The organism is Shewanella frigidimarina NCIMB 400 (assembly GCF_000014705.1).
GTDB lineage: Bacteria > Pseudomonadota > Gammaproteobacteria > Enterobacterales > Shewanellaceae > Shewanella > Shewanella frigidimarina.
Genome location: NC_008345.1, coordinates 1875809 through 1888988, shown reverse-complemented (window position 1 = coordinate 1888988; position 13180 = coordinate 1875809). Strand labels below are relative to the sequence as shown.

The window sequence follows — 13180 nt, the reverse complement described above, 5'->3', positions numbered from 1 at the left end:
GCTCTGTCATATCAATCAGCTAACTATTTATAAAGTACAACAATCAACCAGATGACCATTTATTCTGACAATCACTCCGATAGAGTCACACCAGCAAAGTCATAATGACACCCGATAGTCATAAAGACATAGCTATCAATTGTTATAATGACACCCAACATTTTACAGGCTATCATATTTTCCATATTAATCAGCCACTTAACTAGTTGGCACGCCACCTGCAATAACGAAGTTAACTTTTGAAACTTTATCTTTGAACTTTAACTTCTCATTTATTACAGGTGTACAGATGACAATTCACATTAAAAATAACATCGATTGGGTTGGACAGCGTGACTGGGAAATATTGGACTTTCATGGCACTGAATATAAAACCACTAAAGGGACGAGTTATAATAGTTACCTTATCCGTGAACAAAAAAATGTCTTAATCGATACTGTTGACCATCGTTTCAGCCTGCAATTTATTCAAAACCTTGAGATGGAAATTGATCTCGATAAGATTGATTACATCGTCATTAACCATGCAGAAGAAGATCACTCAGGTGCGTTAGCAGCTTTGATGGCTAAAATCCCTAATACGCCAATTTATTGTACCGAAAATGCTATCGACTCCATTACTGGCTTACACCACCATACCGAGTGGAATTTTAATATCGTTAAAACCGGCGATACTCTTGATATTGGTAATGGCAAGCAGTTGGTGTTTATTGAAACCCCAATGTTGCATTGGCCAGACAGTATGATGACCTATTTAACGGGAGATGCTGTGCTATTTAGTAATGATGCGTTCGGTCAGCATTATTGTGATGAGCATTTATTTAATGATGAAGTAGACCAAATTGAATTAATGGATCAGTGTTTACGTTATTACTCCAATATTCTAACCCCGTTTAGCTCACTGGTTACCGCTAAAATTAATGAGGTGCTGAGTTTTAACCTGCCCGTTGACATGATTGCTACTGCCCATGGCGTGGTGTGGCGCGACAACCCTACCCAGATTATTCATCAATATCTGCAATGGGCAGATAATTATCAAGAAGACAGAATCACCATTTTTTACGATTCAATGTCTAATAACACCCGTATGATGGCCGATGCCATTGCCCAAGGGATCCACGACGTTGACCCGGTGGTGTCAGTTAAAGTGTTTAATGTGGCCCGCCATGATAAAAATGACATCTTAGCTAACGTGTTCCGCTCTAAAGGTATTTTGGTGGGTTCATCAACCATGAACAATGTCATGATGCCAAAAGTCGCGGGCATGTTAGAAGAGATCACAGGCTTGCGCTTTAAAGATAAGAAAGCCGGTGCATTTGGAAGTTATGGTTGGAACGGCGGCGCGGTTGACCGTATTCACACCCGTCTTACGGATGCCGGATTTGAAACCATTGTCGGTTTAAAAGCAAAATGGCGACCAGATGGTAAAGCGATGCGCGAATGCCGTGAGCATGGTCGCCAGATAGCCAAAAGCTGGGCATGGCATGATTTAAGTAATGTAAAATCCATTTCACCTGCATCGCTAGCGAAGAGCGCTCAAGCCACTGTAACCACTAAGCCAACGCCAGCAGTTCAAACAACTCAAGCAATCAAACCGACATGTACAACAGCGACAGCAATGAGTGATTCACAAAATATGCTCTGCACTGTGTGTAATTGGGTGTATGAGCCAGTATTGGGTGAGCCTAATCAAGAAGTAGAACCAGGAACACCGTGGAGCGAAGTACCAGACTTTTTCCTTTGCCCAGATTGTGGCCTTGGCAAAGATGTATTTGTCCCTATTGCTGAGAGGAAAGCATCATGAGTGCACCTATCATTATCATTGGTAGCGGCTTTGGCTCATATCAACTTATCAAGACCATTAGACGCACAGATAAGCACTTACCGATAACCGTTTTTACCCTTGATGAAGGCCACGATTACAATAAACCGGATTTGAGCCATGTATTTAGTAACAAGCAAAACAGTGCTGATTTAATCCGTCTGAGTGCACAAGAGTTTGCCAGCGAGAATAATATTACTCTGCATGCTTTTACCAAGGTTGATTGTATTGATAGCGTTCAACAACAAGTGTTTGTTAACGGCGTTGCTTATCCATATGCAAAACTGGTGTTAGCGACGGGAGCAAAAACCTTTGTACCACCTATGCTTGGCAATGCCACTGACAGTGTTATTACCTTAAACAGTTTAAGTGAGTTTGATAGCGCGCAGTTGCAACTACAAAATGCACAGACAGTTCTAGTGATTGGTGCAGGCATTATCGGCACTGAAATAGCGATGGATCTTAATCATAGTGGCAAAATAGTCGTGGTGGTTGAACCAAGCCACGGCGTGATGGCGAGTATGTTGCCAGAGTTAGTCGCCAGTGCTTTACAAAAGAAAATGGTAAATATGGGCGTGGTGTTTGAGTTTGGGCACACGATTAGTTCGCTAAATAAAACTGAATTAGGTATTTGTGCCACACTCAGCTCTGGCCAAACATATACCGTGGATTGTGTTATTTCAGCCGCAGGCTTAAAGGCTAATGTTGGCTTAGCACGTCAATCTGGATGTAAAGTGAATAAAGGTTTAGTGGTTAATAATCAGCTGCAAACCTCAGTGAATAACATTTATGCCTTAGGCGATTGCGCCGAAATAAACGGCAAGGTGATGTCCTACTTACAGCCAATTTTGTTAAGCGCCAATGCATTAGCAAAAACCTTACTCGGCCAACCAACAGACTTGAAGTTACCGGCTATGTTAGTCAAAGTTAAAACGCCGCACATGCCGATCCAATTAGGCGGTAACACCGTAACCGATGTAGCCTCTTGGCAGGTGGATATTGATGCTCTGGGTTGTTCAGTAAAAGCCTACAACGAGCAAAAACAGATTATCGGTTTTGTAGTAACAGAAGGACACATGAACAATACCTTCCCGCTACTCAGAGCCTTACCAGCAAGTCTTTAGTATTTTATCGAGTAGGCTTTACTCATAAAGCCTACTCATCAATCAACTTAACCTGAATTTGGGATAAGGGATGAACTTATGCTATTTAAAACCAGCATGTTAACCCCCCTCACTTTCAAGCTTGTCATTTGTTATGCTAACAAGGCGAATTGACGCGTCAATAGCTAGCCTATTGTAAGTCGATTCAACGCAGTTAGCAGGGCAAAGGACTGTTTGAAAGGCGTTTATTATCCCGAGTTCAGGTTATTTAGGAGAACATTATGTCTCATCAACGTATCCCAGCAAATTGGACTATTCAGCGTTCTACGCCATTTTTCACCACTAAAAATGTGCCTGATGCACTACTGACTCATCACAATACCGCCGAAGGAGTATTTGGGCAGTTATGTGTAATGGAAGGTGTAGTCACGTATTTTGGTTTTGCTAACAGCGAAGCAACTGAGCCTGAAGTGAAAGTGGTGATTAATGCCGGACAATTTGCCACCAGCCCACCAGAGTACTGGCACCGTATTGAATTAAGCCCTGATGCCCAGTTCAATATTAATTTCTGGTCTGAAAAAGATAAAACCGGCCAAGCGATGTTTAATAAGAAATAACTTATTGACGATGTGGCAGATAAAGCTGTTGTAGATAAAACGCTTGTAATGAGATACATGCCAAGCTACTGATAGAGAAGTTTAATCAGCGGCTAAATTAACGATAAGATCATAATGTATTATGCTCTTATCGTTTTAGTATGCGTAAAACACACATCAAATTGTTAAAGGTTATTTTATTCGAATTGAAAAATGACTGTGAATTAATTTTCATACTGTTGTGCTTTCCAACCGCATCAATCAATTTATCTTGAGCAACCCCATGCAGTCTTTATGACTTTTAATACAATTTTAATCAATTAATAGCCATCATCAAAACAATCATCGTTAACTTTCGCCTAATCTAAATTGCGCTAACAAAGGATAATGGTCCGAGCTTTGGGTTGTAATCACCTCGGATGACTCTAAGGTTAGTCCCCGATAATAAAGGTGATCAATAGGATAGCCCATCACTGTTGTACGTTTGTCATCTTCAGGGATGACCGCTATTAAGCCTAATTGATTTGTCATCAGGGTTAACATCGTCAGCCTAGCTTGGCGCCAAGTATTTAAATCACCACCGAAAATGATCGGTCCTTTATGAGCACTCAACGCTGGCAGTAGCTGCTGTAACTGCACAGCATAACTGTCTAGAGCATACTCAAAGTTAATACTGTGCAGGTTAGCCACCAGCAGAGTTTCACCATTCGATAAGGGGAAGTAACTTAACAAACTCGACTTGGGAAACTGTATTAGGGGTTCGGCTGTCAAATAACCGCAACTTTCACTCGCCGCAACCTGAGATAAACTCATTACTCCAAGTGGTATATGGTCCTGGCTAAATGCTTGCACCATTGCCAATTGTTGGTGATTTTGTTGACGCCATAACTGAAATTCGTCAGATAACTTCACCTCTTGCAGCAACAATAATTGATTTTTTTCAGCTAACCGACTGAGCAGCGTTTGCCAGCCAGCATTTTGCTGCTTATAGACATTCCAGCTCGCGACTGCCAATTGGCCATCAGTATCCAATTTAGCGATAGGTGTTGCAGCAACACATTGAGCAGCAAACGACTCTTGTTCATTATTAATCACTTGAGGTTCTGTCGCTAAATGCACAAATTTTGGCGCAACCACAACTGTCGTCATCAACAACATGACGATAACCAGACTTCCCCATCGAGCAAGCCCAAGCAATTTACGCTTTGGCTGTAAGGTCGATGTTGGCTTTGAGCGAAAAATACCGATGGATAAATACCTCTATTAGTTTTGGGTGTGCTATCTAAAATTGTTGCTAGAAATTGGCTAACTCTAGATTTACTAGCCTTAGCTTTAGCTTTAGTAACTCTAGCTTTAGTAACTCTAGCTTTACTAACATTAGACTGATTAACGCTTGGTTCGTTCAAGTTAGATTAATTAATTAACATCTGCGTCTTTATAATAAAACAAACTGTTTGATATACCCAGCCGTACAGACGGATGACAGTAGACAATACTGATTGAAAACCTGATATGATAAGTGCATGTTTTTCTACATGATTGATACATTGGCGAGCTATGGTTGAGCTTTATAAAATATTAACGATAATCAGCGTATTAGCTTATTGGCTGCTCATTGCAGGTATCACCACACGTATTGTCTATAAACGACGATCTATTGGTGTTTCCTTAGCTTGGATGATGCTTATTTATGTTGTCCCCATCTTAGGGATTTTACTTTATTTTCTCGTTGGCGAGATGAATCTTGGCAAAACCCGCGCCGTGAGATCTAAAGAAATGTACGGTCCCTATCGAGAATGGTTTCGGCGGCTGTTTGCCATTCAGCAATATCGCCCTCATAACTTAAGTGATTACGCGACTCCCATTAGCCATTTGTGTGAAAAACGCCTTGGTATTCCTACGTTAGCCAATAATCAACTGACACTAAAATCGTCTACAGAAACAATATTAACAACCCTGATTGAAGACATACAACAAGCGCAAACCTCAATTCATTTAGAGTTCTATATTTGGTATCCAGGCGGACTTGCAGACCAAGTTGCCGAAGCACTTATACAGGCAGCTCAACGTGATGTGGCAGTGAGAATATTATTAGACGCTGCAGGAAGTCGAACCTTTTTTAACAGTAAATGGCCAAAACTAATGCGTAAAGCAGGTATACAGCTGGTTTCCGCACTGTCTGTTTCTCTTGTGCGTATGATTTTCCGCCGCCTTGACCTTCGCCTTCATCGAAAAATAGTCGTGATAGACAACCAAATCGGTTATACCGGCTCAATGAATCTAGTCGACCCCAAATGTTTTAATCAAAGCGCCGGTGTTGGTGAGTGGATAGATGTTATGGTGAGGATTACTGGCTCCAGTGTGCCAGTGCTTAACTGTATTCTCGCGTGGGATTGGGAAACAGAAACAGACCAAAGAATGTTACCCGAACCGCCAAAATGCCTTCCGCAAAAAGAAGAGCCATCTGACATGGTTCAAGTGATACCTTCAGGACCTGGTATGCCTGAGGATATGATCCAGCAAGTTTTATTGCTCAGTATTTATCAAGCAAAACAGAGCATCACCATCACTAGCCCTTATTTTGTCCCCAGTGAAAACCTACTGTTTGCATTAACTGCAGCGGCATTACGTGGCGTGGAGGTGAATTTAATCATACCCGACAAAAACGACTCAATGATGGTGGAATGGGCCAGCAGATCTTTCTTTGGTGAGTTACTGAATGCAGGTGTCAATATACATCGTTTTCGCGGTGGTTTACTGCACACAAAGTCAGTAGTCATTGACCTGCACCATAGTCTAATCGGCACAGTTAATCTTGATATGCGCAGCCTATGGCTTAACTTTGAAGTGACTCTTTCTGTTGAAAATTTAGAATTCACTCAATCGCTTAGTGAAGTCCAACATCAATATATGGCTAATTCAATAAAAATGGATGCGCGCCAGTGGCGTAAAAGACCGTTAGTTAAACGATTAGTCGAGCAGTTTTTTTACTTATTTAGCCCACTACTTTAACGATAAAGTAAAAATTAATGCGACTTTGCTAGGTCGCTAAGCACCAGTAAATGCAGGTTGATCAGCTGCTATTTTTCAGTAAATATTATGTCTCCATAATACGTTTCTGCATCTTTACCACTGTTGTCGGTATCGGTCATAATCGCAATCATATCGATGTATTGATACGCTTTGCGGTTAGCTTTTTGACTGCCTTTATCCCCAAATGTTTCAATCAAATCTTGGTACACATTGCGTTTTTCTTCATACCACAGACCTTGTTGCGATTGTTGCCCTCGCACAGACATCATTTTAACACTTGAACCAGCAAAAGCGTTGTTCCAAACCAAGCCTTTGTCTTGATTACTCGACCAAACATAGTTTAATGATTTGGTGTTCCACACCATAAAACCACCATCAATAACTACGTAAACTCGCGCCACAAAGTCATCACCAGCTTTACTTTGCTCATCTAACTGCGACAACGTCTGTTCAACTAACCAACTCCAGTTTAGATAAGGCGTTGCAATGAGGTCAATTTGCTTTTCTAGCACCAGTCCTGATGCAGAATGATGACTGAGTGCTTTTAATGCTAGGCGCCCTTTATAGTCTTCAACGCTGTAAATTGATTCACCAGAGAATACTTTAGAAGCCCAACTCTCAATCCCGTTATCACTCAATAAAGTCACATTGGTTGCAGCTTGCACGTTCACACAAACAGCTACGCTATAAAGAAATATAATCCATCGCAACATATGCACTTCCTATCCCCCTACTCACTTATATAACACCGAGTTCACCCGCTAGAATGAGCTAAACTGAGTGATCTATTTTACTCATTAATCATCATGGTAATTAATGCAGCATGACATAGAGCATGTACCATCAATAGATAATTTCATTTTAATGTTAAATCACGTAAACTACGCGCTGTTTTTTAAGTCTCTTTTTAGGTAAATCATGATCCGTTTAAACCAAGTAAAATTGCCTCTCGACCATAATGAAGATGCGCTGCAACAACTCGTCTTGCAAAGGCTCTCTATCTCAGCGGATCAGCTGGTTGATATACATGTGTTTAAGCGTGGCTACGATGCCCGTAAAAAGAATTTAATTTCGTTAATTTATACATTAGATGTGACATTAGCCAACGTAGACGAAGCCGCGTTATTGGCATCACTTGCTGACGACCATAATATCCGCGTGTCGCCAGATACCGACTATAAATATGTCGCTACTGCACCAGAAGGCTTAACGGAACGTCCATTGGTGATAGGCATGGGACCATGCGGCTTATTTGTTGGGCTTATGTTGGCACAAATGGGCTTTAAACCGATTATTTTAGAGCGTGGAAAATCTGTCCACGAACGCGCTAAAGATACCTTCCGCTTTTGGCGTACCAGTGAGTTAAACACTGAATCAAACGTACAATTTGGTGAAGGTGGCGCTGGTACATTCTCGGATGGAAAGTTATATAGCCAAGTTAAAGACCCTGGATTTAAAGGCCTAAAAGTCAAACAAGAATTTGTCGCTGCGGGTGCACCAGCTGAAATCATTTATGTTAGTAAACCACACATAGGTACCTTTAAGTTGGTCACCATGGTGGAAAAAATGCGCCGCGAAATAATCCGTTTAGGCGGTGAAATTCGCTTTGAAACCCGTGTTGATGAAATCAATATTACTGACCGTCAAGTGACTGGTGTCACTCTGAGAAATGGTGAAGTACTGCATTCTAAACATGTTATTGCTGCGATTGGTCACAGTGCCCGTGATACCTTCCAAATGTTACATGATAAAGGCGTGTATATGCAGGCACAGTCATTTTCGATTGGCTTTCGTATTGAACACAAGCAAGAGATGATTGATAAAGATCGCTTTGGCATTAACGCTGGTCACCCAATGTTAGGTGCAGCAGATTATAAGTTAGTCCACCATTGCAAAAGTGGTCGCAGTGTTTACAGCTTTTGTATGTGCCCTGGTGGTGTGGTTGTGGCGGCAACGTCTGAAGAACATGCGGTAGTGACTAATGGCATGAGCCAATATTCGCGTAGTGAACGTAATGCCAACAGTGCCATTGTGGTTGGGATTGATCCAAGTGATTTTGACAACGATCCACTTCAAGGTATTGCGCTACAACGTAAATTGGAACGCCACGCCTATATTATGGGAGGCAGCAATTACGATGCTCCAGCGCAAATGGTCGGCGACTTTTTAGCTGCAGGCGTTGGGAAACCGTTTGAAAACGTTGAGCCGTCTTATAAACCCAACGTAAAAATGACCGATTTAAGCGATGCATTGCCGCAATTCGCTATCGATGCTATTCGTGAAGCCATTCCTGCATTTGGTAAAAAAATTCGTGGTTTTGACAGTAAAGATGCCATGTTAACCGGCGTTGAAACTCGTACCTCTTCACCGGTACAAATTAAACGTGGTGCCGATTTCCAAAGCATTAACACCAAAGGTTTATATCCTGCAGGTGAAGGTGCCGGTTATGCTGGCGGGATTTTATCGGCGGGTATTGACGGTATCAGTATTGCAGAAGCCGTTGCATTAGACATGATTAAAGAAATGACAAACAGTTAAATCCATCTTTAATAAACAGAGCAATCATATTTGAATGCTCTGTTTATTACTTCATCGCAACAATAACATTAGATTTACTGTCAAATTCAGAGCGATTCATGATGAGGTTTTCTATTAGATACTCAGAGATGGAAATACAATACTTAATCCCTTTTATTAACACGCCTTACCATTTGCTATACAACATCTCGGTCTGATGGATGGTTTACCCCATCACTCGTTTGTACATCACCTAAATCAAATGGATTAACACCATCTAAACAAGCTATGTTAAAACCGTATTCAGTCGGGTTTGATCGACGTTGATGATGAGTATAAATACCACAATGAGAACAGAAATAATGTTTTGCCGTATTGGTGTTAAATTGATAAAGCGTTAACACATCTTGACCTTTTACCACCCTAATCCCGTCCAGTTTAACAGACCCAACAATCGCGCCTTTTCTACGACAAATTGAACAATCACAACGTCGTGGATTTTCGATACCATTGGGTAAAGTGAGTTCGAGATCAACGGCGCCACAATGACATGTTGCTTTGTGCTTTAACTGAATAACGGTATTACCCACTTGCTTGATCATGACCAGAGTCCTTTGTGATGTTGACGATAAGCATTTAGTCGTTCGATATAAGTTTGTCGCTTAAAATGAGAAAACGTTTAAACATAATCAGTTTAGTGAGGCAAATAGCGTTGACGTTGTGGTGCGTTCAGGACGTATGAAGTGCAAGTTATCAAGCGAATAGCATTACGATTGAATAAAGGGTTCCGGTTCAATTGTCATACCGAAACCCTAACATATTGCTTAGCACTATTTTGCCGCTTTCTCTGCAGCCAGTATTGTCGCCATTGGCGGTACAATCGAGACGGGATCTAAACGCATTTGGAACCAGTTTAGGCGCCAATCTAAATGCGGGCCAGTCACTCGACCAGTGGCACCAATGGCAGCGACCTTATCACCCTGCACAACTTTATCACCAACCTTTAAATACAGTTTACTCAGGTGTAAGAAGGTAGAGCTAACACCATAACCGTGGTCGATAATCACTGTACCACCAGAATAAAACATATCTGGCTCAGCTAATGTAATAACACCATCTGCTGGCGCAACCACTAGCGTGCCTGTTGGACGCGCAACGTCAACACCAAAATGCGGATTACCAGGTACGTCGTTGTAAACCCGCTGGCTGCCATAAACCCCTGAAATTCTGCCAGTAACCGGCCAAATAAATGTTTGCATAAATGCCTGTTGTTGACTAAATAAGTCTCTGGCAGCGCGAGTCTGTTTGGCGTCTTTAGCCGCTCTGGCTTGGGCGACGGGATCCGGTTTCATTATTTTTTGGCTGATGCCTGTGACCCGATCAATTTTGTATTGTCTTGCGGCTATTGTTAACGGCTTAATTTCTGTTAATCCGTCTGGATAAATGACTTTAAACACTTGTTCTGGCTTAGCGTCTCTATCAAATCCAATGGCAAACTGACCATTTGGGGTGACCTTTACCGATTGGCCATTAAGTAATACTTTACTGCCGACCGGCACTGCGCCACGCACTAATGCACCTTGTTCAAACTGGCCTTGAAATGTCACAGCGGCAATCGCACTAGCACTTAAGCCACAAAAGCTGACCACCAGCATTGCAACTGTTGATATCGATTTTAAAACGGTATTTTTTAATAACATAATCGAAACGCATTCCTTGTTAATAGCGACAAAAAACATAAAAAAAGGGCCACCTTAAGGCAGCCCATTAATAATACTTGATTAACCTCTTACCGCAATGGCCCCTTTGCCAATACCTTCGTAAGCGATAACTTTAAAATGACTTTCAGGCGCTTGACTTGCCAATGTCTTGGCCATGTATTCAGCTAGCATCTCAACAGTGGTGTCGTGAGGAATTAAATCACAGCAATGCTTTGGCATCGCTAATTGAAAATCACCTTGAGGTGCAACATAGTGAAAACCAAAATGAGTTTCGTCGCTGATTTTAGTCTGCTTCGACAACTCTAGTGTTTTCACTGACACTAAGTCTTCTTCAGTGCCGAGGTAAATATCATGCCAACGTTCTGCCCAGTATTGGTCCCATTTCGGCTCTGCAATACCATTTTCAAATACGGTTACCGGGCTACGATGACCATGCGCAATACGCTGACAGTTACCGTCATGTTTACGTAATCCATGGCTGTAATGGTAAAATGGGGTATCGAGCACTTCGTTGCGCAATGTGAGGCTGATGCCTTGGACATTTTCAGGTAACACTTCACGTAAGGCTTTCTTCAAAAAGTCATTAACGCTTTGGTAGTCAATCACTTCTGTAGGAATAAGCGCAAATGCTTGTGAAGGACATGCTAAATGTATGTCGCCTTTTTCACTGCTAAAATCCATCCAAACTCGGTCGCCCTTTTGCTGCCAGCGCACTTCGCTACAAGCAGTAGGGATTAACAAGCGATGATCGGCTACATCATCAATGGTGTTTTTGATGATGCGTTTAACCTTACCAAAGTCGAGCACCATATTTTGCTCATCTAGGCCGCCATCTAATAGCACATCGACAATCCAGCTTTCACCAACCATGCCACGAACAGGACAAAGGTAAGAGAAATCGATAACAGTTAAATCTTTTACAAACAGTTGCATTAATGCTCCTAGGCAGAAAAACAGTCCACCTCAGTATAAATGTATTCCTAACGGCGCATGCCAGTGGAAGGTCTATCTTACGTGATAGGAATTTATCCGACTATCAACTCTTAGTCTAACATTCACAGGTTAATGACCACGTTCTGCTAGCGATGAGTAATAACGCGCCAGTATATTTAATACCAGCACAAGACCACGTTGATACCCTAAATGATATCAACGACATTCTAAACAAAAGCCATGCTATGAGCGAGCAAACATCGTAGATAAATGGAATAAATCAATAAATCCGCTTCAATGCGCCTGAATTGGATAATTATCTTGCTTGAGGAAACAGCAACAACGAAATGCTGAGCATTTTATAAAACGCTTAGAAAAGGATTAACGTGTTTACTTGAAAGGTTAACGATATTAATAGCGTTAAGGCCAAATTATGACGGTTCCTGGTAACCACCAATAAATACTGCGACCAACGTAATGGTCAGAAAAACCTGACAGCACAGCAGTAATAATAAAATTAGTGACGGCATAAAACTATTCCTTGTTAATCCATACAGCTAGGAGCATTAGGTATAGTGATGTTAACAATCAAAAGCGCAAAAACAGTGCAGATTTAGTGGAGTTTTGCCGAAACTAAAGCAGATCAGTAATACACATTAATCGCCAGCTACTAAGCTTACCCATTTTATTAGGATGCTTATTAAACGGCTTTAAAACGTAAAAATAGACTTACCAATAAAATGCAGCATTACTCTACCTTATAACCCACACCGTAAATGGAGTGCAGCAACTCCTTTTGTTGGCTGGCTTGGGTTAACTTATGACGTAGATTCTTCACATGACTGTCAATGGTACGCGAACTAACAATACGATCGTCGACATAACACACCTGCATGAGGCTATCTCGAGAGTGCACTACGCCTGGCCGTTTTAGCAGCGTATGCAGTAGTCTAAATTCAACTGGGGTTAATTCTACGTCTTGTTGGTCAACCTGACATTTAAAGCGTTCGATATTGATTTGTAGATGCTTATAACGAATAACCTGCTCGCTTTGACTGCCGTGAGTATTTTCGACTCGCCTTAAAATCGTTTTTACCCGAGCAACAACTTCCCTAGCCGAAAATGGCTTACACACATAATCGTCTGCGCCGATATCTAAGCCCATTAAACGGTCAATTTCATCTACCCGCGCCGTTAACATTAATACTGGCAACATTGAAAATTGCCTCAACTCACGACAAATCGTCAATCCGTCTTTATAGGGCAACATCAAATCTAGAATCATAAAATCAATTTGTTGAGCCTTAATGGTTTCAATCACATCACGACCGTCGTGTTGTACCAAGGTGTTAAAACCTTCTAGGGTTAAAAAGTCGACTAAGATCTGCGCTATTTTAGGCTCGTCTTCCACCACTAATATGGTCAATGGTTGTTGATGAACATGTCCACTCATAG

At 41.5% G+C, this 13180-nt stretch carries 11 protein-coding genes; 5 read left to right on the top strand and 6 right to left on the bottom strand.

What is annotated here, in order from left to right:
- Nucleotides 1-289: 289 nt before the first annotated feature.
- From norV to SFRI_RS08145, 3 genes are all read left to right on the top strand, one after another.
- Nucleotides 290-1804 carry an anaerobic nitric oxide reductase flavorubredoxin gene (gene norV, locus SFRI_RS08155; RefSeq protein WP_011637052.1) on the top strand — a complete coding sequence of 505 codons (1515 nt, stop codon included), beginning with the start codon at nucleotides 290-292 and terminating at the stop codon, nucleotides 1802-1804.
- Entirely contained in the window at nucleotides 1801-2946 is a 1146-nt protein-coding gene (norW, locus tag SFRI_RS08150; protein ID WP_011637051.1) for an NADH:flavorubredoxin reductase NorW, read from the top strand. Before norV ends, norW begins: the two co-directional genes overlap by 4 nt.
- A 260-nt stretch (nucleotides 2947-3206) precedes the next feature.
- Nucleotides 3207-3542 carry a TehB family protein gene (locus SFRI_RS08145; protein ID WP_011637050.1) on the top strand — a complete coding sequence of 112 codons (336 nt, stop codon included), beginning with the start codon at nucleotides 3207-3209 and terminating at the stop codon, nucleotides 3540-3542.
- 327 nt (nucleotides 3543-3869) lie between these two features.
- Here the strand turns inward: SFRI_RS08145 and SFRI_RS08140 are convergent, their stop codons facing one another.
- Nucleotides 3870-4679, bottom strand: coding sequence for an endonuclease/exonuclease/phosphatase family protein (locus SFRI_RS08140; RefSeq protein ID WP_011637049.1), 810 nt, complete (start codon nucleotides 4677-4679; stop codon nucleotides 3870-3872).
- A 399-nt stretch (nucleotides 4680-5078) separates the two neighbouring features.
- Here SFRI_RS08140 and cls point away from each other — a divergent pair, with 399 nt between their 5' ends.
- Nucleotides 5079-6533 (top strand): cardiolipin synthase, encoded by a 1455-nt coding sequence (gene cls / locus SFRI_RS08135; RefSeq protein WP_011637048.1) that lies wholly within the window; start codon nucleotides 5079-5081, stop codon nucleotides 6531-6533.
- Nucleotides 6534-6601: 68 nt separating this feature from the next.
- Here cls and SFRI_RS08130 read toward each other — a convergent pair whose 3' ends face one another.
- Nucleotides 6602-7267, bottom strand: coding sequence for a DUF3047 domain-containing protein (locus tag SFRI_RS08130; protein ID WP_011637047.1), 666 nt, complete (start codon nucleotides 7265-7267; stop codon nucleotides 6602-6604).
- Nucleotides 7268-7472: 205 nt separating this feature from the next.
- Here SFRI_RS08130 and SFRI_RS08125 point away from each other — a divergent pair, with 205 nt between their 5' ends.
- On the top strand, nucleotides 7473-9092 hold the full coding sequence (locus SFRI_RS08125) for an NAD(P)/FAD-dependent oxidoreductase (protein ID WP_011637046.1): 1620 nt from the start codon (nucleotides 7473-7475) through the stop codon (nucleotides 9090-9092).
- A gap of 176 nt (nucleotides 9093-9268) precedes the next feature.
- On the opposite strand, the gene SFRI_RS08120 is transcribed toward SFRI_RS08125, so the two are convergent.
- The 4 genes from SFRI_RS08120 to SFRI_RS08105 form a co-directional block, all read right to left on the bottom strand.
- Nucleotides 9269-9673 carry a GFA family protein gene (locus SFRI_RS08120; protein ID WP_011637045.1) on the bottom strand — a complete coding sequence of 135 codons (405 nt, stop codon included), beginning with the start codon at nucleotides 9671-9673 and terminating at the stop codon, nucleotides 9269-9271.
- Between the two features lie 228 nt (nucleotides 9674-9901).
- Nucleotides 9902-10726 carry a M23 family metallopeptidase gene (locus SFRI_RS08115; RefSeq protein WP_244262878.1) on the bottom strand — a complete coding sequence of 275 codons (825 nt, stop codon included), beginning with the start codon at nucleotides 10724-10726 and terminating at the stop codon, nucleotides 9902-9904.
- 126 nt (nucleotides 10727-10852) lie between these two features.
- Nucleotides 10853-11725, bottom strand: a complete 873-nt coding sequence (locus SFRI_RS08110) for a 6-carboxytetrahydropterin synthase (protein ID WP_011637043.1) — start codon at nucleotides 11723-11725, stop codon at nucleotides 10853-10855.
- A gap of 748 nt (nucleotides 11726-12473) precedes the next feature.
- Nucleotides 12474-13178 carry a response regulator gene (locus SFRI_RS08105; protein WP_011637042.1) on the bottom strand — a complete coding sequence of 235 codons (705 nt, stop codon included), beginning with the start codon at nucleotides 13176-13178 and terminating at the stop codon, nucleotides 12474-12476.
- Between the last annotated feature and the right edge of the window lie 2 nt (nucleotides 13179-13180).

Coding starts and splice junctions, on each gene's coding strand:
- SFRI_RS08140 (WP_011637049.1), bottom strand. CDS start 4,679: ATGTTGTTGATGACGACAGTTGTGGTTGCGCCAAAATTTGTGCATTTA.
- cls (WP_011637048.1), top strand. CDS start 5,079: ATGGTTGAGCTTTATAAAATATTAACGATAATCAGCGTATTAGCTTAT.
- SFRI_RS08105 (WP_011637042.1), bottom strand. CDS start 13,178: ATGAGTGGACATGTTCATCAACAACCATTGACCATATTAGTGGTGGAA.
- norV (WP_011637052.1), top strand. CDS start 290: ATGACAATTCACATTAAAAATAACATCGATTGGGTTGGACAGCGTGAC.
- SFRI_RS08115 (WP_244262878.1), bottom strand. CDS start 10,726: ATGCTGGTGGTCAGCTTTTGTGGCTTAAGTGCTAGTGCGATTGCCGCT.
- SFRI_RS08120 (WP_011637045.1), bottom strand. CDS start 9,673: ATGATCAAGCAAGTGGGTAATACCGTTATTCAGTTAAAGCACAAAGCA.
- SFRI_RS08125 (WP_011637046.1), top strand. CDS start 7,473: ATGATCCGTTTAAACCAAGTAAAATTGCCTCTCGACCATAATGAAGAT.
- SFRI_RS08145 (WP_011637050.1), top strand. CDS start 3,207: ATGTCTCATCAACGTATCCCAGCAAATTGGACTATTCAGCGTTCTACG.
- SFRI_RS08130 (WP_011637047.1), bottom strand. CDS start 7,267: ATGTTGCGATGGATTATATTTCTTTATAGCGTAGCTGTTTGTGTGAAC.
- norW (WP_011637051.1), top strand. CDS start 1,801: ATGAGTGCACCTATCATTATCATTGGTAGCGGCTTTGGCTCATATCAA.
- SFRI_RS08110 (WP_011637043.1), bottom strand. CDS start 11,725: ATGCAACTGTTTGTAAAAGATTTAACTGTTATCGATTTCTCTTACCTT.